Annotated in this window: 15 protein-coding genes and 2 tRNA genes; 11 read left to right on the plus strand and 6 right to left on the minus strand. The window is 51.7% G+C overall.

All coding sequences use genetic code 11. The features are described 5' to 3' along the window. Window positions 1–29 precede the first annotated feature (29 nt). The 4 genes from bamA (at window position 30) to TPANIC_RS05245 (ending at window position 7,535) form a co-directional block, all read left to right on the plus strand. Complete coding sequence (gene bamA, locus TPANIC_RS01590; RefSeq protein ID WP_014342788.1) at window positions 30–2,543, plus strand: outer membrane protein assembly factor BamA; 2,514 nt, start codon at window positions 30–32, stop codon at window positions 2,541–2,543. A 56-nt stretch (window positions 2,544–2,599) separates the two neighbouring features. Beyond that, entirely contained in the window at window positions 2,600–3,118 is a 519-nt protein-coding gene (locus TPANIC_RS01595) for an OmpH family outer membrane protein (protein ID WP_010881775.1), read from the plus strand. Window positions 3,119–3,173: 55 nt separating this feature from the next. Further along, the gene (mutS, locus tag TPANIC_RS01600) at window positions 3,174–5,876 is read left to right on the plus strand and encodes a DNA mismatch repair protein MutS (RefSeq protein ID WP_010881776.1); all 2,703 of its coding nucleotides are present in this window, start codon (window positions 3,174–3,176) and stop codon (window positions 5,874–5,876) included. 117 nt (window positions 5,877–5,993) lie between these two features. Next, window positions 5,994–7,535: a glycine hydroxymethyltransferase gene (locus TPANIC_RS05245; protein ID WP_014342373.1), complete on the plus strand. Its 1,542-nt coding sequence runs from the start codon at window positions 5,994–5,996 to the stop codon at window positions 7,533–7,535. Here the strand turns inward: TPANIC_RS05245 and TPANIC_RS01610 are convergent. The 4 genes from TPANIC_RS01610 to gnd form a co-directional block, all read right to left on the minus strand. Then, a tRNA-Leu gene (locus TPANIC_RS01610) sits at window positions 7,517–7,599 on the minus strand. The two genes, TPANIC_RS05245 and TPANIC_RS01610, sit on opposite strands and share 19 nt — an antisense overlap. A 91-nt stretch (window positions 7,600–7,690) precedes the next feature. Beyond that, complete coding sequence (locus TPANIC_RS01615) at window positions 7,691–9,487, minus strand: ATP-binding protein (RefSeq protein WP_010881778.1); 1,797 nt, start codon at window positions 9,485–9,487, stop codon at window positions 7,691–7,693. Window positions 9,488–9,551: 64 nt separating this feature from the next. After that, a tRNA-Gly gene (locus TPANIC_RS01620) sits at window positions 9,552–9,623 on the minus strand. Window positions 9,624–9,716: 93 nt separating this feature from the next. Continuing rightward, window positions 9,717–11,183 carry a decarboxylating NADP(+)-dependent phosphogluconate dehydrogenase gene (gnd, locus tag TPANIC_RS01625; RefSeq protein WP_010881779.1) on the minus strand — a complete coding sequence of 489 codons (1,467 nt, stop codon included), beginning with the start codon at window positions 11,181–11,183 and terminating at the stop codon, window positions 9,717–9,719. A 178-nt stretch (window positions 11,184–11,361) separates the two neighbouring features. On the opposite strand from gnd, the gene TPANIC_RS01630 reads away from it, so the two are divergent. Beyond that, window positions 11,362–12,054 (plus strand): LolA family protein, encoded by a 693-nt coding sequence (locus TPANIC_RS01630; protein WP_010881781.1) that lies wholly within the window; start codon window positions 11,362–11,364, stop codon window positions 12,052–12,054. Between the two features lie 24 nt (window positions 12,055–12,078). Next, window positions 12,079–13,296 carry a helix-turn-helix domain-containing protein gene (locus TPANIC_RS01635; RefSeq protein ID WP_010881782.1) on the plus strand — a complete coding sequence of 406 codons (1,218 nt, stop codon included), beginning with the start codon at window positions 12,079–12,081 and terminating at the stop codon, window positions 13,294–13,296. Here TPANIC_RS01635 and TPANIC_RS05580 read toward each other — a convergent pair. Continuing rightward, window positions 13,293–13,835 carry a CPBP family glutamic-type intramembrane protease gene (locus tag TPANIC_RS05580; RefSeq protein ID WP_010881783.1) on the minus strand — a complete coding sequence of 181 codons (543 nt, stop codon included), beginning with the start codon at window positions 13,833–13,835 and terminating at the stop codon, window positions 13,293–13,295. The genes TPANIC_RS01635 and TPANIC_RS05580 overlap by 4 nt on opposite strands. On the opposite strand from TPANIC_RS05580, the gene TPANIC_RS01645 reads away from it, so the two are divergent. From TPANIC_RS01645 to TPANIC_RS01660, 4 genes are read left to right on the plus strand one after another with little or no spacing between them, the layout of a single operon-like run. Further along, on the plus strand, window positions 13,735–15,378 hold the full coding sequence (locus TPANIC_RS01645) for a ComEC/Rec2 family competence protein (RefSeq protein WP_375162270.1): 1,644 nt from the start codon (window positions 13,735–13,737) through the stop codon (window positions 15,376–15,378). The genes TPANIC_RS05580 and TPANIC_RS01645 overlap by 101 nt on opposite strands. After that, complete coding sequence (gene rsmA / locus TPANIC_RS01650; protein ID WP_010881785.1) at window positions 15,359–16,216, plus strand: 16S rRNA (adenine(1518)-N(6)/adenine(1519)-N(6))-dimethyltransferase RsmA; 858 nt, start codon at window positions 15,359–15,361, stop codon at window positions 16,214–16,216. Before TPANIC_RS01645 ends, rsmA begins: the two co-directional genes overlap by 20 nt. A gap of 17 nt (window positions 16,217–16,233) precedes the next feature. Beyond that, a complete protein-coding gene (locus TPANIC_RS01655) occupies window positions 16,234–16,722 on the plus strand; it encodes a hypothetical protein (protein WP_010881786.1) in 489 nt (162 codons plus the stop codon). Window positions 16,723–16,733: 11 nt separating this feature from the next. Further along, window positions 16,734–17,729, plus strand: coding sequence for an RluA family pseudouridine synthase (locus TPANIC_RS01660; RefSeq protein ID WP_010881787.1), 996 nt, complete (start codon window positions 16,734–16,736; stop codon window positions 17,727–17,729). Here TPANIC_RS01660 and TPANIC_RS01665 read toward each other — a convergent pair. Further along, on the minus strand, window positions 17,715–19,187 hold the full coding sequence (locus TPANIC_RS01665) for a folylpolyglutamate synthase/dihydrofolate synthase family protein (RefSeq protein ID WP_010881788.1): 1,473 nt from the start codon (window positions 19,185–19,187) through the stop codon (window positions 17,715–17,717). The two genes, TPANIC_RS01660 and TPANIC_RS01665, sit on opposite strands and share 15 nt — an antisense overlap. A gap of 18 nt (window positions 19,188–19,205) precedes the next feature. Between TPANIC_RS01665 and murC the strand changes: the two genes are divergently transcribed. Then, window positions 19,206–20,651 (plus strand): UDP-N-acetylmuramate--L-alanine ligase, encoded by a 1,446-nt coding sequence (gene murC / locus TPANIC_RS01670; protein ID WP_010881789.1) that lies wholly within the window; start codon window positions 19,206–19,208, stop codon window positions 20,649–20,651. Window positions 20,652–20,715 lie beyond the last annotated feature (64 nt).

Genomic DNA, 20,715 nt, shown 5'->3' on the forward strand with positions numbered 1-20,715 from the left:
GGCTCAAGGCAGCTCGTAAGGAGAAAGGAATGCTCAAAAAAGCCAGTGCCTTCCTAATTGCAAGTTGTTGTGTGATGTCGCTGGCGTGGGCACAGGCAAACGACAATTGGTACGAGGGAAAGCCTATCTCTGCGATTAGTTTTGAGGGGCTCGAATATATTGCTCGCGGCCAGTTGGACACGATTTTTTCTCAATACAAGGGACAAAAGTGGACCTATGAGCTGTACCTGGAGATACTGCAAAAGGTCTATGACCTTGAGTACTTTTCTGAAGTTTCGCCTAAGGCGGTGCCCACCGATCCGGAGTATCAGTATGTGATGCTACAGTTCACGGTAAAGGAGCGTCCTTCGGTGAAGGGCATCAAGATGGTAGGGAACAGCCAAATCCGCAGTGGGGACCTTTTGTCTAAAATCCTCCTGAAAAAGGGAGACATTTACAATGAAGTAAAGATGAAGGTGGACCAAGAGTCGCTCAGGCGTCATTACCTGGACCAGGGCTATGCGGCGGTTAAGATATCCTGCGAGGCAAAAACTGAGGCGGGGGGCGTGGTGGTACAGTTTACCATCCAGGAAGGTAAGCAGACTGTTGTCTCGCGGATACAGTTTAAGGGAAATAAGGCGTTTACCGAGTCGGTGCTCAAGAAGGTGCTTTCCACGCAGGAGGCGCGTTTTTTGACCAGTGGGGTGTTCAAGGAGAATGCGCTGGAAGCGGATAAGGCGGCAGTCCACTCATACTATGCAGAGAGGGGATACATTGACGCGCGGGTAGAAGGCGTGGCAAAGACGGTTGATAAAAAAACTGACGCCAGTCGCAATCTGGTTACGCTTACGTACACTGTGGTGGAAGGTGAGCAGTACCGCTACGGCGGGGTTACCATTGTGGGTAACCAGATTTTTAGCACCGAGGAGCTGCAGGCAAAAATTAGGCTCAAGCGCGGGGCCATCATGAATATGGTGGCCTTTGAGCAGGGCTTTCAGGCGCTGGCGGATGCGTATTTTGAAAACGGATACACGTCAAATTACCTGAACAAAGAAGAACACCGGGACACGGCGGAGAAAACGCTTTCGTTTAAGATCACGGTGGTGGAGCGCGAGCGCAGCCACGTCGAGCACATTATCATTAAGGGAACGAAGAATACAAAAGACGAGGTTATCCTGCGTGAAATGCTGCTGAAACCGGGGGATGTGTTCTCTAAGTCAAAGTTTACGGATAGCTTGCGCAATCTGTTCAACCTGCGCTATTTCTCGTCGCTGGTGCCGGATGTGCGGCCCGGCTCTGAGCAGGACCTGGTGGACATTATCCTGAATGTGGAGGAGCAGTCGACGGCAAACGTGCAGTTTGGGGTGACGTTTTCTGGGGTGGGGGAGGCAGGCACGTTCCCGCTTTCGCTCTTTTGTCAGTGGGAAGAAAAGAATTTTTTGGGAAAAGGGAATGAAATTTCAGTAAATGCAACCTTGGGGTCTGAGGCGCAGAGCCTGAAGCTCGGGTATGTGGAGCGCTGGTTTCTGGGCTCTCCGCTGACGGTGGGCTTTGACTTTGAACTTACGCACAAAAATCTCTTTGTGTACCGCGCGGGTTCATACGGCAACGGGCTGCCGCACCCGTACACGAGCAGGGAGCAGTGGGCTAGTTCCCCTGGGCTGGCAGAATCGTTTCGCCTCAAGTATTCGCGCTTTGAGTCCGCCATCGGCGCGCACACCGGGTACCAGTGGTATCCGCGCTATGCGGTCATTAGGGTGAACGGGGGGGTGGACTTTCGGGTTGTAAAGAATTTTTACGATAAGGATAACAATCAGCCCTTCGACCTGACCGTAAAAGAGCAGCTGAACTGGACCAGTATCAATTCGTTTTGGACGAGCGTTTCGTTTGACGGGCGTGACTTTGCGTACGACCCGTCCAGCGGCTGGTTTTTAGGACAGCGCTGTACGTTCAACGGGCTCGTTCCCTTTCTCGAAAAAGAGCATTCGTTTCGCTCCGACACCAAGGCCGAGTTCTACGTTACCCTGCTCAATTATCCGGTCTCTGCCGTGTGGAACTTAAAGTTTGTCTTGGCTTTCTACACCGGTGTGTCCGTTCAAACGTATTATGGACGGAGGAAAAGCGAAAACGGAAAGGGCAACGGGGTGCGGTCCGGCGCGCTGGTAATAGACGGCGTGCTGGTAGGGCGCGGGTGGAGCGAAGACGCAAAGAAAAACACCGGAGACCTGCTGCTCCACCACTGGATTGAGTTCCGCTGGCCGCTGGCGCACGGCATTGTGTCCTTTGACTTTTTCTTTGATGCGGCAATGGTGTACAACATCGAAAGTCAGTCCCCAAACGGGTCATCGTCCGCCAGCAGCTCCAGCAGCAGCAGTAGTAGTAGCAGTAGAACCACCAGCTCTGAAGGACTGTACAAAATGAGCTACGGTCCGGGGCTGCGCTTTACATTGCCGCAATTTCCGTTAAAATTGGCGTTCGCAAACACCTTCACGTCACCCGGCGGCATCCCAAAAACAAAGAAAAATTGGAATTTTGTGTTGTCGTTCACGGTAAATAATTTGTAGCGTTCCGTGCCCGTTTTGAAACGGTCCGGGGCTGCGTCCACCAGGCAAGGAGTGATATGAAAGCGACGCTTACCTTTGTCTTTATGCTCCTTACGTCGCTGCTGCAGGGTCAGTCGCAACACATCACGCGCTTTGCCGTCATAGATGCGGCCCGCATTTACTCAACCTTTTGGCGCGATTCGCGCGTCCTGCGCGATTATGAATCTAAAAAAGCACGGCACCAGGGTGAAATTCAGAAAATGTCTGATGAGCTCGTAGAGCTCCGGCAAAAAAAAGTTGACGCGCAGATGCAGCAAAACATCGCGTCAGTCCAAAAGTACGAGGTGCTCATTGCGTCAAAAACCGCGCTCCTGTTGGAGTATTCTAAAACGTCCAACGACGAGCTCACCGCGCTGCGCAAAACGCTCATCGCAGATGACGCATTCTATGCAAAACTCTACGCCGCTATTAGGCGAATTGCAGAAAGTGAAGGCTACAGCATCGTCTTAGATCTGCAAAAAAACGCCGGAATACTCTGGTACAGCCACTCGGTCGATATTACCGAAGACGTCCTGCGGGAGCTGAGCAGCTCGTGATGCACCGTGAGCACCGCGTCTCCTGCCTCCTACGTGTTGGCCCAGGAGCGTCCACGTGAGGTCCCTCGCGTCAGATACCCCTCTCATGCGTCAGTACCACGCCATTCGGGCACAGCATCCGGATGCGGTCCTGTTCTTTCGCTTGGGCGATTTCTACGAAATGTTCGATTCCGACGCGCTCCACGTGAGTACCCTCTTGGGGCTCACCCTTACAAAACGAAATGGAACACCCATGTGCGGGGTGCCCGTCCATACCGCGCGCACGCACATAGCACGCCTGCTTAAGCACGGTAAAAAAGTTGCCTTGTGCGAGCAGGTTTCTCATCCTGTCCCCGGAGAACTCACACAGCGCAAGGTAATTGAGATTATCTCCCCCGGGACCGCAGTGGAAGATGACTTTCTCAGTCAGGGATTTTCCCAATACTTAGCCACCGTCTGTGCCTCAGACGCCACCGTCGCCTTTTCTTACCTAGAAGTCAGCACCGGCGCCTTCTTCATCACCAGCTTTCCCCGCGCCGAAGCAGCGGACGCATTGCAAAAAGAGTTCGGACGTGTCCAGCCGTCTGAGGTTCTCCTGTCTGCTTCAGTGCTCCGTTCACTGCCTGAACTTGCCGCTATCCTCAGTCTCTACCCCCGGCTCGTTCGTACCACCGGCGCAGATGCGCTTTTTAATCCCGAGCACACTAAAAACCGCCTGCACCATTGCTTTCGCACACGCAACTTGGATTGCCTCACCCTCCTGCCCCATTCGCCAGACCTCGCTGCCGCCGGGGCGCTGATTGCGTATTTGGAAGAAACCACGCGACACCCGCTCTCCCACGTCAGTGCCATCACCCGCTACCATATCCATGACTTTGTAGAAATCGATGACGCTACGCGCAAAAATCTAGAGATACTTCAAAATCTCCACGACAGCACCCATGCGCATTCTCTTTTTGAAACACTCAACTATACACACACCGCCATGGGTACCAGGCTCCTGCGCTATTGGCTGCACCACCCCTTGCGCTCCCAGGAGGAAATTCAAAAACGCCTCAGTGCAGTGGTCTTTTTTCATCACCGTCCCCACATCCTCAAGACACTGCGTGCAACACTCTCGTGTGTTCGGGATGTGGAGCGCCTAGTCGCCCGCGTGGCGTTAGAAAAGGCGCACGGACGTGACTTGCTCGCCTTAAAAGAAAGTCTCAGGGCAATCCTTACCTTCCGCAGCCTCGAGCGCGAAAGTCCCTTTCCCCCAGACCTTCTTCCCTCAGAAGGGGATACCCCGGTGCTGCAGGAACTGTATGGTCTTTTAGAACAGTCTATCAAAGAAGATTGCCCCGTAACGCTAAGCGATGGGAACCTTATCAAGCGTGGTTTTTCTGCGTCCTTAGATGAACTGCACCGCGTGCGTGACAATGCAAATGAAATTCTAAAACAATATTTGGCAGAGGAGCGTGAGCGCACGGGTATCGGTACATTAAAAATGAAGTACAATCGCATGCTCGGTCACTTTCTGGAGGTATCCAAAGGGCATCTTTCTGCTGTCCCTGCGCACTTTATTCGTCGCCGTTCACTGAGCAATGCCGATCGCTTTACCACCGAACAGTTGTCAGAATTGGAAGCAAAACTTGCCCGCGCCCGTGAGGGCCTCGTTTCCTTTGAACAAGAACTCTTTGCAGATATCCGCCGTACCGTATGTTCTCATACCCAGCTGCTGCGCACGAACGCTGCACGGGTGGCACAGCTGGATGTGCTCCAATCTTTTGCGCACGCTGCGCTCCAGCATGGCTGGAGTCAACCGGTCTTTATCAAAGACGGTGCACTTCGTATTACGGGGGGCAGACATCCGGTGGTGGAACTTCATCTCCCCTCCGGGGAGTTTGTACCCAATGATCTGACACTTTCTTCAAGTGAACATGCGGTGTTGCCGCGCTTTGCGCTCATCACCGGACCGAATATGGCAGGAAAAAGTACTTTTTTGCGTCAGACTGCGCTCATTTGCCTGATTGCGCAGGTTGGCTCCTTTGTCCCTGCAGAAAAGGCAGAGCTCACCCCCGTCGATCGTATTTTTTGTCGGGTAGGAGCGGCCGATAACCTTGCGCGCGGGGAATCTACCTTCTTGGTAGAAATGAGTGAAACAGCACACATCCTGCGTGCAGCAACCCGCGACAGCCTTGTTATCATGGACGAAGTAGGACGGGGAACGGCAACTGAAGACGGTTTATCCATAGCGCAGGCAGTCAGTGAATATTTGTTGCATCATGTGCGTGCAAAAACGCTGTTTGCAACACATTACCATGAACTGTCCCGTCTTGCCCACCCGCAGTTAGAACACCTCAAGCTTGATGTTCTAGAAACTGACAATACCATTGTATTTCTGAAAAAAGTGACGCCCGGTTCTTGCGGCAGTTCGTACGGCATTTACGTTGCGCGTCTGGCGGGGCTCCCTGAATCGGTACTGGCACGCGCGTGTGAGCTTTTGAAACAACTGCAGCAGCGGGCAGGATCTGCTCCACGTGCGTCTGCTGCGCACGAAGCAGATGCAGTGGCTCAAACAGAAGCAGTACACGCGCACAAGGCAGCGTCTAAACCGTGCGCGCAGCGTGTGTCGGCAGATCTATTTACTCAAGAAGAGTTAATAGGCGCAGAGATTGCATCGTTGAATCCAGACGCCATTACACCGCTTGAAGCGCTGACACTCATCGCGCGGTGGAAACGCAGCCTCCGCGGTTCTGCAACGCAGCAGAGCAGCGCCATGACAAAACGGAAGGGGTAATGGTATGTTCCCCTGTTACGCACGACGGGTATCGGGCATGCGGCGCGCGGCGTTTTGTCCATTCTTTGCGCTAGAAACAGAGCGAACAATATTCTGCCTACCTGAGGAGAGAAAAACGTGAATAATTCCGCACTCCGTGCGTACCTGAGTACGCGTGCTCCTGACCAGATACATAGTGCTTTTGTTGCGTATTTGGCCAATCTTGATTTAGTTGCGCACCAGTTTCCGCAGATTGCTTCTGATATTGTGCAGGAGCTGATAGATCAGCGGTCGTATGTAAAGTTAATCGCAAGTGAGAATTACAGCTCTCTTGCGGTGCAAGCGGCGATGGCTAACTTGTTGACTGATAAATACGCAGAAGGGTTCCCCCATCATCGCTACTATGGCGGGTGTCAGAATGTTGATTCTATTGAGTCTGCCGCCGCTGCAGAAGCATGCGCGCTCTTTGGTGCTGAGCACGCATATGTCCAGCCGCACTCCGGTGCAGATGCGAATCTTGTTGCATTCTGGGCTATCCTTTCGCGGCAAATTGAAATGCCAACCCTTTCTTCTCTTGGTGTCACCGCCGCTACGCATCTGAGTGAGGAACAGTGGGAAGTACTGCGCCAGAAAATGGGTAATCAAAAACTTATGGGGTTAGATTATTTTTCAGGCGGTCACCTGACCCACGGGTACCGCCAAAATGTTTCAGGACGAATGTTTCGTGTGGTGTCCTACGCGGTGGACCGAGACACAGGACTGCTCGATTACGCTGCAATCGAGGCACAGGCAAAGCGGGAAAGACCACTTATTTTACTTGCCGGATACAGCGCGTATCCTCGTTCCATTAATTTCCGCATCTTTCGGGAAATTGCAGACAAAGTGGGCGCAGTACTCATGGCTGATATGGCTCACTTTGCTGGACTGGTTGCAGGCGGTGTTTTTACGGGAGACGAGGATCCAGTGCGCTGGTCTCATATCGTGACCAGTACCACACACAAAACGTTGCGCGGGCCACGCGGTGCCTTTATTTTGTGTAAAAAAGAATTTGCAGAGGCGGTGGATAAGGGCTGTCCGCTTGTGCTCGGCGGCCCGCTGCCACATGTGATGGCAGCAAAGGCGGTTGCGTTTCGTGAAGCTCGAAATGCTGCTTTTAAAACCTATGCGCACGCAGTCCGTGATAATGCGCGTGCGCTGGCAGATGCCTGCATACAACAGGGGATGCAGCTGCAGACAGGGGGGACGGATAACCATCTGCTATTGCTTGACGTGCGTCCGTTTGGACTGACAGGTCGTCAGGCAGAGCGCGCGCTGATAGACTGCGGAGTGACGCTCAACCGTAACTCGCTCCCCTTTGACCCAAACGGCGCATGGCTCACCAGCGGACTGCGCATCGGAACCCCCGCGGTAACGAGCCTTGGAATGGGGCCTGAGGAAATGAAAAGAATAGCGCGCCTGATCGCGCGCGTGCTCGGCGCTGCAACGCCTGTGCGGACAAAGACAGGTGCGCTAAGCAAATCGGCGGCCGAGGTGCCCGGCGAGGTTAGAAGCTCAGTCTGCTCGGAAGTGCGGGAGCTGCTCGCACGCTTCACGTTGTACCCTGAACTCGACGAACCCTTCTTGCGCGCACACTTTACGCGTCGCCCTGCGGACAAAACACCTGCCGACGAAGGGACTTGAACCCTTACGGGGTTACCCCAACAGATTTTGAGTCTGTCGTGTCTGCCAGTTTCACCACGTCGGCCCGCGCGCAGCCTATCACACGAGGAACAAAAGGTACAGCTGTTCATGTAGTCTTCTTGCGTGAGGCCCCGTGTCTCCCATTGAGGGAGCCGTTATTTTTCTCCCATGAGGAGTTTTAGTTCCCGAATATCTGCCACCAGTTTAGAGCGATCTAAATGCTGATAACGCGCAGGGAGCATTTCCTTTCCTGTGCATTCGAGTACTGCCACTAAATTTTGCAGTTCAATTTCGTGCGGATAAGCAGGAGGGATAAAGTCTTCAATGGTGCGGGTGATGTCCTGTGTGGTTACCATCGTGCGATTTTCCATCGCAGCAGTTAGCTGGGCGCGTACTAAAATGGCTTCTAAGTCCGAACCGGAAACAGCGAATTTTATTCTGCGAATGATTGCCGGTACGTGTACATCTTTGAGCTTGATACGTAATTTTTTTTTGAGTGCTTCAAAAATTTCCGTTTTTTCTTTTGTGGTTTCAGGGTAGAAGAGCGCAAGATGCTCTTCTGCGCGTCCCTGTCGTTTCAGATCTATTGGTAGCAAGTCTGGGCGCGAAGTAATCAGGAACCAAATAATATTGCCCCGGTGTTGGGTGTTACCCATAAACCCTGCAATTTGTGCAAAAATACGCGATTCACCTGCCGGCGCGTTACGCCTACCAAACACCGCATCAGCTTCGTCCACCATCACCGCTACCGGGGTAAGCGCTTTGAGGATGTTGAGCGTTTTTTCTAGGTTCGACTGTGTAATGCCAGGCTGCGTTGCCTGGAAATTACACAAACGCACCATGGGAATCCCAATTTCCCCCGCAAATGCGGAAACCATAAATGATTTGCCTGTCCCAATCGGCCCTGAGATAAGGTATCCCATTGGCAACACATCTGCTCTTCCTTGCTTAATGGCGCGCACTGCGTTATACAATCTCTTTTTTACAAAGACATTTCCTGCAACGTATGAAAGGTCGCAGGATGTGTCGACAAATTCCAACAAACCGCCTGCTTCGTGCTCAATAATTTCCTGTTTCTTCCTTTTTAGAAATTGTAAGGTTGCAGAGTCCGTATGGGAAAGTCTACTGATATTGTCCTCTGGCTTCCCATTTGCATCGATCGTTTGGTACGTCTCTGCCGCAAGCTGGTGGAGGTTCACTAAATTCAAACCGGAAGTGAGTTTGCCAATTTTCTCCGTATTCAACCCACGTTCAAGTACTAAAATCTCCTCCTGGGTTTTGAGATATTCAAGAAAGCGTATCCGTGTTTCTTCATTTGGCAGGGGTATGTGAATCTTAACGGTGGAAGGAGAAGCGGTGAACCGACTGTTGATGTCAGTGATATTCTCCGTGAGCATCACAACGGATATGTCTTCGTTTGTGAACACCGGATCATTTGCCCAGCGATTGAGGGTGACGAAGCAATAGCGATCTGTTTCGCTTAAGTTTGCAATATCTTCTGAGGGAACGAGAGATTCAGAATAGTCGATGATGAGGACCATACGCTTATTCTGTTTCATGTTCATAATAAAGTAGCGCTCAAGGTACGCAAAAGCTTTCACCGGATCACGCGAAAGAAAGTCAGCAAGTGCCTCAGTAGGATACTGGGCATGCATACGCTCTAAGTAAGCGCTCAGCATTTCTTGTAGACAAAATGTGAGCCCTGCAGATTTGTCATAGAAGACGATGATATCCCGGTTACCGAAGATAACCTCAGATATGTAGTCATTAATGCGAACGAAGGAGAAGCTGCCCTGAATATCGCGATGGGGGAGGAAGTCACGGATATTGCCATGTACGAAGTACAGATTGACCGTTTTAGAGCAATACTTCTTGGACAACTCCTGCGCCCAGGGGGGAAGACCGCTGATAATAATACTGTTCTTTTCAAGTAATTGCTGCCCCGAATGCACCCTACCCCTCCGAGGGGCGAGTGTAGCGCGTATAGAACAGAAAAATCAACGAGGTAGGGAGGAAAGCGGATGATGGGAGTCGAACCCACGTCTCCAGCTTGGAAGGCTGGGGTAATAGCCGTTATACAACATCCGCCGGACGGGCGCATGCTAGCGCAGCACCCGAGGTGGTGTCAAGATCACCTGGGAATATAAATATAGAACGAAAGGCAAGCGACGGGAGGATCCCCTATATTGAGTAGGTTCCTGCAATGGTATCACCGCCGGTGCCTGTCCAGTTTGTGTGAAAAAACTCTCCTCTCGGCGCATCTGTGCGCTCGTAGGTGTGCGCACCAAAATAATCTCGCTGTGCCTGAAGGAGGTTGGCCGGCAAAGCAGCACCGGTGAACCCATCAAACCAGGCTAACGCAGCAGAGAGGGCCGGAACTGGCAACGCCTGCCGTACCGATTCTGCCACTATGGTGCGCCAGCCTGGACACGCACGCTTTAATTCCTCTGCGAAAAAGGGAGCAAGTACCAAATTCTCTAGATCGTGCTGCTGAGCAAACGCCGCACTGATCTTGGACAGGAATCCTGAACGAATAATACACCCGCCACGCCACAGCGATGCAATCCGGGAAAAATCCAGTGTCCATCCTCGGCGCTTTGCCGTATGCGATAACAGCTCAAAACCCTGCGCATACGAGACTATTTTCGCGCAATACAGCGCGTCTTCCAGTGCAGACACCAGTTCTTCGCGCTGCTGTGCACTTAGCGTTTCTGCTTTGGAGACTTTCACGGGAGAACCAAAAACGCGATGTGCCTTGCAGCGCGCTTGCTTTTGCGCAGAAAGACTACGCGCCATCACTGACTCTGTGATCAGTGTAAGCGGGCTGCCTTCTTCGAGCGCTGCAACACACGTCCACCTGCCCGTCCCCTTCTGTCCAGCGGCATCTAGAATTTTCTCTAAAAGTGGTGTGCCGTCTGTGTCCTGATGTGCCAGAATAGCCGCGGTAATCTCAATCAGGTACGAGTGTAAGCGGCCCGTGTTCCAGCGGGTAAACGTATGGTGCATGTGCTCATAGCTCATGCCCAGCGCATGCTTCATAAACCAGTAGCCCTCGGCGATTATCTGCATGTCGCCGTACTCAATGCCGTTGTGAATCATTTTCACGTAGTGCCCGGCGCCATCACTGCCGACCCAGTCGCAGCACGGGGTGCCATCGTCGGCTTTGGCGGCAATGGCACAGAAAATGGGAGAAACCAACGGCCAAGCCTGAGCAGAGCCTCCAGGCATGAGGGACGGTCCACGGAGGGCCCCCTCTTCTCCCCCCGAAACTCCTGTGCCAATGAAATGAATACCTGCGGCCTCTAGCGCATGCATGCGCCGGATGGTATCCTGGTAATGAGAGTTGCCACCGTCGATAACGAGGTCCCCCTTTTCTAGAAGGGGCAGTATCTGGTCAATGACCGCATCGACTGCGCTGCCTGCTTTGACCATGAGCATGATTTTGCGTGGACGTGCCAAAAGTGAAACAAGTTCTGCAATGGAGTGGGCGCCGGTGATTCGCTTGCCATGAGCGCGCCCTGCAAGAAATCGGTCGACCACCGTGGTGGTGCGATTGAAAACTGCGACGGAAAAACCGTTGCGCTCAATGTTGAGAACCAGATTCTCTCCCATGACAGCAAGTCCAATGAACCCAATGTCTGCGCCCATGCGTGCCTCCTCTGCGTGCGGGCCGAGTGTAGCGCGTTTAGATACTTTTTGAAAGGAGATGGGGACCTGGTGCTGTCAGTGTACATCCGCGTTCTTTGTGTCTTTCTAGAGCCTGTACAGAGGGGTTCCTGCAGTCTTTAATTGACTTTTATTGCACGTTGTGCTCTGCTTGCCCCCTATGAGAAGACGGAGGCGCTTTCTCACTCTTTGCGCGTGTGCTGTGCACCTTCTTCCTCTTTTCCCTCAGACGATTACAACCGCTTCTGTCTTTTTCGCCTCAGTTTCTGAGCATTATGCCCGGTTAAAGGATTACGCTGCTGATTTGGCCATGAGCACCGGGTCAGGAACCCGCGCGCACCTTATGCGCGCAAAGGTTATTTTTAAATATCCAGACCGTCTGCGTTTGGATTTCTCAAGCCCTGCTGAACAAACTATTGTCTTCACGGGAGATAGCCTGACCATCTACTTGCCCACCTCCCGCGTCGCGCTTGTACAATCGGTAGCAAAAGATGACACAGTAAGTGCTGCTTCTCTAGCTTCGCCTCATGGTCTTGCGCTTATGAAGCGGTTCTACACGATAGCCTACGAGACGAGTTCTTCTCCTGTTCCCCTGGGTCCGGACAGTGGGGAGATGGTCGTTGCACTGGTGCTCAATCGTAAGTCTGCAGCAGAAACATTTAAATCTTTGCGCGTGCTTGTCTCGGCACATACCAAGCTTATCCGTCGCATTGAAGCGTGGCCTCTTTCGGGGGAAAAAATAACATTTGATTTCAGCCACTATCGTTTGAACGTCGGTATTCCAGACACACGGTTCCTCTACGATGTGCCCCCAACCGCAAATGTGGTGCACAATTTTCTCTTTGCTGATTGACCGCTGCCCCCAAAGGACGTGACGATGCCAGATATTGGAGAGCTGCTAAAGACGACGCGCGAACGCAAACACCTCAGTCTCGAACAGGCTGCGCACGAGACGAGTATCGCACGCCGTTACCTGGAGGCGCTCGAGAACGATGAGTATGATGTTTTTCCCGGCGAACCCTACATCCTTGGCTTTTTGCGCAATTACTGCGAGTACCTCCAGCTGGATACGGAGCAGTGCATCGCTCGCTATAAACATTTAAAAATTCAAGAAATGTCGCTGCCAACGGAGACCCTCCTACCGAGTAAACGGTGGGGTTCATTTCCCCTGTTAAAGGGAGTTGCCTGTGTGCTCTTCCTGGGTGGGGTGCTGGGTGTGTATTACGCGCGGCACCGCGCGCTGGGTTTTCTATCCCGTATTGTGTTCTTTGGCAGAGCACAGCGTACCCCAAGGGAGCTGTCTCCCCCCGATGCAACGGGGGCGGTGCGCGAAACAGTGTCGCTGTCTTCTGCACAACATGAGGAGCGTGCGCGACGCACGCGTTCGAGCGCATCTCGCTATACGCTTGCTGAGGAAAAGTTTGAACACACGGTCTTTCCAGGAGATGTGTTGGTTATCAGTTCCGGGGGGAATGCGTACGAGCTAACCGTCAGCCGCACTACGCCGCACCTGTATCTGGACACGCCCATTGGTACACAGGTGATCTCTCTTGGTCAGCGCCTAGTGATGGATTTGAATACAGATGTGCAGCCGGACGTAGAAATAAGTGTGGAAGACATTGAAGCACATCAGGCGGACGGGGGCGCGCGTGTTCGCGTGTTTACAGGTAGTCTGGTGCAGACGCTCCGTGATCGCAGTGCTCAGAGCTTTGTGCCTACAAGTGGGGTAAATGTCTCTGGTCAGACGGGAGTCGCTGCCGGCGCGCGATATCAAGTTTTGTTTGAAGGCGGTGTTGCGTACCCGGTGACAATGAACGCAACGTTTCGCTCGTACTGTTTGTTCCGGTACGAAGCAGATCGCACGCGGCGGGAGGAGCGGTATTACCAAAAGGGCGAGCAGCTGACGGTGCAAGCAAACAACGGGATTCGGGTGTGGGCATCTAACGGGAATGTGGTGCAGCTGCAAATTGTCGCAGGCGGTAAGACGGTGGATGTAGGCCTCAGCCGTCCGGGGGAAGTGCTGGTCAAAGACATCAAATGGATCAAAGATGAGGACGCCGGGCGGTTCAAGTTCGTGGTCATGGAAGTAGACTAGCGCGCGGCGGCAGCAATCGCGTACGCGTTCCAGAGCGCGTGGACTGCAGTGCACAGTGCGCTTGCGCGCGCGCGGGAGCCGCTTCTTTTTTTCTCTCTTACAAAAAGTACCCGTAGCGCTGCGCCCGCAGCTCCTGCAAACAGCGTGGCGCTGCCTGCGGGCCGGTGTGCAAGAGCAAAGAGAAGGACTGACAGTACCTCGCCACAGGCGCGTGCAGTGCAGGAAGTGGCATGGTGGCACAGACGCTCAGGTATATAGGCGCGAAAGAGCACTTCTTCGCTCAGAGCATTTAAAAAAAGCCGTACATAAAAAGCTCCCCCTTCCCCTTCTGGGAAGGGAAACGGTGAGGGAAGAGAAAAACAGAAGGAAGGAAATACTAGCGTGCTGAGTACGAACGCGTATTCGGTAACAGCCGCCGCAGCGTGCAGTACGTGTGGCGTGTTGCGCAAAGGGGAGAGGTGCATCAGCGTGGAACAGTGTAACAGAATCGGGCAGAGGGGGTACAGAGCGCATATATCCCCTGCAGTGGTGATGGCCATTGCTGCGGTGGGAGGTTTTTATGGGACTCACGTGTATGAGGTACCGTTTCCGTATGCATTCTTTGGTGCAGTACAGGCGTGTGTGCTGTGTATTGGGTGTTTGTTGGTCCGCAGTGGTGTGCGGTTCTTTTCTCGTTGGGGTGCTGTCCGTATCTGGAGGAGGTGGGGAATCGCATACACCAGCGTATGTCGGTGTTGTAATACGCTTTTTTTCGTGTTCTGTGGTCTGTGTGTTGCCTGCGTTGCGCGAACCTCCCTCATGGTACAACAAGCTCCGTTGCAAACACTTGCACAACCCCAAAAACTACGCGTTTTGACTATACACCTTTTGCAAGAGCCAAAGCCTGCAGGCACGCGCTTTCGTGTTCGGGCGCGCGTATTGGGTGCAGGTTACATAGACGGTGCTTCCTTTTCTGCACGTGGGGTGTGCACTGTATTATTTCCTGCAGAGGTAATTTTGCAGCAGTACGCTACCGATATGACGGACGACGCGGATGCCCGCGTCTGTCAGTATTACGCGCGTGGGTTGCGCTGTCAGATTCGTGGGCGCTTTGCATCTTCTGCACCGAAGCTTTTTATCAGTAGTTCTACACCACCACGCTTTGTTGGCTGGAGTTCCTATTTTGCACAGATGCGCGCACAGATGCGGGTTGCACTCATGAGGTTTTTATCTCCATGGGGGCGTGCAGGGGGATTGTTACTCGCGCTCCTTTCTGCAGATAGTGTTTTTCTTTCGGATGAAATGCGTGTCGCGTTTCGCCATGCAGGACTTGCTCACGTGTTGGCACTCTCTGGCATGCACTTGTCTTTGGTAGGGGCGAGTGCAACGTTTTTGGGCCGTTTCATCGGCACAAGGCACAGAGGTATGCAGGGGGCGTTTTTTGCGATGCTTGTCTTTGTGTGGTTTGCAGGTATATCGCCTTCCCTTGCGCGTGCACTTGGTATGACTTTAGTGCTGATGGGAGGACAGATGGCATACGTGCGCGTAGGACTTTTTTCTGTACTGTGTGCTGTACTTAGCATACATATGCTCATTGCGCCGCATGATGTACAGACGTTAAGTTTCATGTTGTCATACGGAGCGCTTGCAGGTATTGTGTTGCTTGGCTCTGAGATTACTGAAATGATGTCGGGTTTGATTCCTCGGCCACTTGCATCGCTGCTTGGAACGTCCTGTAGTGCGCAGTTTTTTACAGCACCGATAGTGCTTTCGGTCATTGGATATTTTGCCCCCATTGGGGTACTTGCCTCGTGTGTGGTTAGTCCGCTTATCGCCTTATTTTTGATAGGGGGGAGCGTGGCGCTGTGCTGCTCTTTGGCAGTGCCTGCTGTTGCGCCTTTTTTAAGTTGGGGTGTGTACTTTTTTGGTGAAGGACTCTGTGCGGTTGTGCGTTTTTTTGCGTGTGCGCCGCTTGTGTATGTACAGAGTGCCTGCGGACATGTGTGTGCTGCATTATTTTCTTTTTTACTCGGTGGGGGACTACTAGAGGCGGCGCGTCGCGTGCGTGTTCACAAGGATACATATGTGTTGCCCGAATTATAATTCGGCGCGTGCACTTGCACAGTTTTTGACGGAGCGCGGTTTGCGGATGCATAAAAAGTGGGGGCAGAATTTTCTGCTCGATCCGGTGTTACGTACGCAGCTTGTTAAGATATTGGCGCCGGAGCGTGGGGAACGTGTATGGGAAATTGGTGCAGGCATTGGTGCGATGACCGCACTTTTGGTGCAAAACAGTGATTTTTTAACAGTGTTTGAAATTGATCGCGGCTTTGTGCAGACATTGCGCAAACTTTTTGATGCACACGTCCGTGTGATAGAAGGGGATGTGTTGCAACAGTGGCATGCTGCAGCAGCACAGGAACAACCTGCGTGTGTTCTAGGAAATTTACCCTACAATATTGCTGCCCGTTTTATTGGAAACACGATCGAATCAGGCTATATTTTTAAGCGTATGGTGGTGACCGTTCAAAAAGAAATCGGGTTGAGAATGACTGCGCTCCCTGCACAAAAATGGTATTCATACTTTTCAGTACTCTGTCAGTGGCAGTATGAAGTGCGTGTGATTCGTAACGTTGCGCCTGTCTGTTTTTGGCCGCGTCCTCATGTAGTTTCTCAAGCATTGGTACTCACCAAGCGTAATGCGGTGCCTTCTTGTGTGGATCCTGCGCTTTTTCTGCACGTGACGAAAACTTTGTTTTCTGCGCGGCGTAAAACGGTAAGAAATAATTTACTCACGTGGCAAAAAAGGATGCCAGGCGGTGCAGCTGTGTGTGTAGAAGAACTCTGCGCACGTGCAGGTATTGACGCGCGTGCGCGTGCAGAGCAACTGAGCATCTATGATTTTATTACGCTTTCTGATACGCTGCGCGCGCTACTGTAGTCCGGTGTGGGTGTTGAATGGCGCGTGTCTATATTCTTTTTTTCAGTGTGTTTTTTGTTTTTCCGCTCTTTTCTGAAGACGCCGCGCGCGATGTGGAACCTAGCGATGCGCCTGTGCCCTATGAGGACACAGAATTTTCCTTATGGCAGAAAGAATTGTATCGTTTTGAAGCGCTGTCCATCGGTGCATTCCCGATAGTAACGCTGCTCTCTTTTATCACGTATGACATCATACGTCTTATTCAGCAATGGTCGACAAAGCCTCCGACATGGTGGGCGCTGATTATTCCTGGCGCGGAGCTACCGCCACTGAGTACGAAGGAGCGCGCGATAGTTTTTGGTGTGGCAGTGGGGATTTCTGTGACGATTGGATTAATTGACGTGACGTATCGTGCAGTGAAGCGTGCAATACACCGGCGTAGTCTTGAGCGTTCGCAGTTAGTACCAGACCCGATAGAACTGGTGCCACTTGATTCTTTTGTTGAGGGGACTGACGATAGCACGTGAAGGTGCACAGGGTGTCGTATTCTTGCAGTGCAGAAAGCACGTCGGTGTGCAGTGTTCATTTTTCCGTTTTTAGAATACCGGGCGCGACGTGTCGGTGTGATGTGTTCTGCGCAGAACATGTTTTTTTTTGTGCACGATCTCAGCTCAAGAGGATCGTGCGTGCATTGTGTGTGAATGGGCATACGGCAAAGTTTTCAAGACCTCTTCACGTGCGCGATCGGGTGTCTTTTGAGTGGGTACGCTCAGTGCCCCCGGCGCTCATTCCTGAGAATATATCGCTTTCTATTCTGTTTGAAAACGAAGACATTATTGCGGTGAACAAAGCGCAGGGCATGATAGTACATCCTGGGGCAGGCCACTGGACGGGAACACTTGTTCAGGCGCTCAGTTTCTACCGGGTGTATCGTGCACGTTTTGAGGATGAGTTTTCTCGTCAATTTCAGAAAGGATTTCCCGATTTTTTCAGTACCCTGCGTCAGGGTATTGTGCACCGTTTGGATAAAGATACATCGGGCGTACTCCTCACTTCGCGCAACATGCATGCTCATGAGGCACTTGTACGTTCGTTTAAAAAAAGACAAGTAAGAAAAGTATATCTTGCGTTATTGCAGGGTGTTCCTGCACGCGGGGTTGGGGTGATTGAAACAACAATCGTGCGAGATAGAAGACGACGCACGCGGTTTGTTGCGTCTGAAGATTTTTCAAAAGGAAAGTACGCACGTACGCGATACAAGGTGATGAAAATATGTGGGGCGTGCGCTTTTGTCCAGTTTCTATTGGATACTGGTCGTACCCATCAGATACGTGTGCACGCGCGATACCTAGGATGTCCCGTTGTAGGAGATCCGTTGTATGGTTCCCGGAATATCTGTGGCATACCCACAACACTCATGCTTCATGCGTACGCAGTACGGTTTGTTCTTCCGAGAACGAAAAAACGCATAACGCTGGTAGCGCCCATACCGCTTCGTTTTGTTCGACTGATACACCGATTATCGGTTAGGTAGGGTGTGGCAGGTGCGTGCGTATATGCGTTTTACTTCAGCAGCTAAATAGAAAGAACCGATGGCAAGGAGCGCTTTACGTTGCGCAAAACTGGCATACAGTGCACGGGAAATAATTGACGCAAAGTCTTCGCTCCAAAAAATTGGGACTGTTTGGTGAAATGTCGTACGAAACGCGTGGTATGTTTTTTGTATATCTGCATGTTTAGATGTGCCCGGTATGGTTAAAAAAATTTCGCTGGCGGCATGTGAAAAAAGAGGGGGGAACTGGGACACTGCTTTGTCCGCCGCGCACGCAAAGAGTAAAATGTATTGTGCAGAAGGTAGTAAAGAAGAGAACGTACGACATGCGCACCGTATACTCTGCGTAGTGTGCGCACCGTCAATCACTATGAGTGGATCTTCCTGCATAATTTCAAAGCGTGCTGGCACGTATGCACGGGACAGTCCCCGCTCGATTAACGTTTCGCTCACGGTAGGAAATAAATATTTTGCCGCGCACGCAGCCAGTGCTGCATTTTTTGCCTGAACAATATCGCATAACGCGAGTGTGCAGTGTATATTTCGAGCGAATAATCTGCCAACAGGATGCGCGGCGTTAAAACTGAGAGTTGCAGTGTGTGTGAAGTGTTTTATTGAACTTTCAATATGTGTGACCATATCTGGTAAGTAAAAGAAGGGAGCATGTTTTTCTCGCGCGATATGTTTAAAAACGTGCAATGCATCTTCTGGCTGATCAAAACAAAAAATAGGCGTATAGGGTTTGATAATGCCGCCCTTTTCTTTTGCAATACTTTTTATACGTGTTCCTAATATGCGCGTGTGTTCTTGTTCTATGGGGAGAAGGAGACAGATACTAGGACAAATGATGTTTGTTGCATCTAGTCTTCCTCCAAGTCCTACTTCAAAAACGGACCATTCCATGCGTTGTTGTGCAAATAGCATGAACGCCAGTAGCGTTATAAGCTCAAACCACGTCGCCTGGCCGTAGTCGCGCAGATTCTCTGTTTTTTTCACCGTGTGGTATACGTGTGTGCACGCGCTTGCATACTCGGCAGGTGAAAAAAACACACCCGCGCGTGTTATTCTCTCTCTCGGATCCATAACGTGAGGAGAAGCGTATAGCCCGGTGTTGAATCCAATTTCATTGAGTATCGCTGCAAGCATACGTGCGCTGGAACCTTTTCCCTTCGTGCCCGCAACATGGATGCTCTGATATGCGTTGTGTGGATTACAAAGCGCGCGTGCAAGTGCAGTCATCCTGTGCAGAGGTGGTGTGCCGCTTGGGGGCATTTTCTCAAGCGTGCGAATGCGCTCAACCCAGGCGTAAAAATCTTGAAAAGAATGCACCGGTATATGTGAAACTCCGTGTGCGCTCGGTCGCACTATAATATGCGGTACGGAAGAGGCAGCAATCCTTGCCGGGAAAGAGAACTGATGTACATTGCTAAGGTCTGACATTTGAGCTAAAATCCGCCCATGAAGCGGGGGACTCTACCAAAAGATGTGTCAGGTATCAAGATTCACATGATTGGTATCAAGGGCACTGGCATGTCTGCGCTTGCAGAGCTACTGTGTGCACGGGGTGCCCGTGTGTCAGGTAGTGATGTTGCAGATGTGTTTTACACGGATAGGATTCTCGCCCGTTTGGGTGTTCCCGTGCGTACTCCCTTTTCTTGCCAGAACCTTGCTGACGCTCCCGATGTGGTTATCCACTCTGCAGCCTATGTGCCTGAAGAAAACGACGAGTTGGCAGAGGCGTACCGGCGGGGTATTCCTACCCTTACCTACCCAGAAGCGCTGGGGGACATTTCCTGTGCGCGGTTTTCGTGTGGTATTGCAGGTGTTCATGGAAAGACGACCACGACCGCGATGATTGCTCAAATGGTAAAGGAGCTGCGCCTTGATGCGTCCGTCCTTGTGGGGAGCGCTGTTTCGGGAAACAATGATTCTTGTGTGGTTCTTAACGGAGATACCTTTTTTATCGCAGAAACGTGCGAGTACCGTCGGCATTTCCTGCATTTTCATCCTCAAAAGATTGTCCTCACCAGTGTTGAGCACGATCACCAGGATTATTACTCCTCGTACGAGGATATACTCGCGGCATACTTTCATTACATAGATAGGCTTCCTCAATTTGGTGAGTTATTTTATTGCGTGGATGACCAGGGCGTGCGGGAGGTAGTGCAGCTTGCGTTTTTCAGTAGACCGGACCTGGTGTATGTTCCTTATGGGGAACGTGCGTGGGGCGATTATGGGGTCAGTATTCACGGTGTTCAAGACCGGAAGATAAGCTTCTCATTGCGGGGTTTTGCAGGTGAGTTTTATGTTGCGCTCCCCGGTGAGCATAGTGTTTTGAATGCAACCGGTGCGCTCGCATTAGCACTGAGTTTAGTGAAGAAGCAGTATGGAGAGGTTACCGTTGAGCACCTCACCGCTCTGCGGAAGGTACTCGCTCTTTTTCAGGGATGCCGGCGAAGGAGTGAAGTTCTTGGGGAAGTGCGCGGTATTTTGTTCATGGACGATTATGGACATCATCCGACTGCAATTAAAAAGACGCTCCGCGGGTTAAAAACGTTCTTTCCGGAAAGAAGAATTGTCGTCGATTTTATGTCCCATACATATTCGCGTACCGCAGCCCTCCTCACCGAATTTGCTGAGTCTTTTCAGGATGCGGATGTAGTTATTTTGCATGAGATTTACGCCTCTGCTCGGGAAGTGTATCAGGGCGAGGTGAACGGTGAACATCTTTTTGAATTAACTAAACGGAAGCACCGGCGGGTGTATTATTACGAGGCTGTCATGCAGGCAGTGCCTTTTTTGCAGGCTGAATTGAAAGAGGGCGACCTGTTCGTTACGCTCGGCGCTGGAGACAATTGCAAATTGGGTGAGGTGTTGTTCAATTATTTTAAAGAGGAGGTGTAAAGTTCGGTTGCGGTTTCGCCAACATGGTGGTGGTGCCGGCTGTGGATCTGGTGGATATAGGGTG

Origin of the sequence: Treponema pallidum subsp. pallidum str. Nichols, from assembly GCF_000410535.2 — a bacterium.
GTDB lineage: Bacteria > Spirochaetota > Spirochaetia > Treponematales > Treponemataceae > Treponema > Treponema pallidum.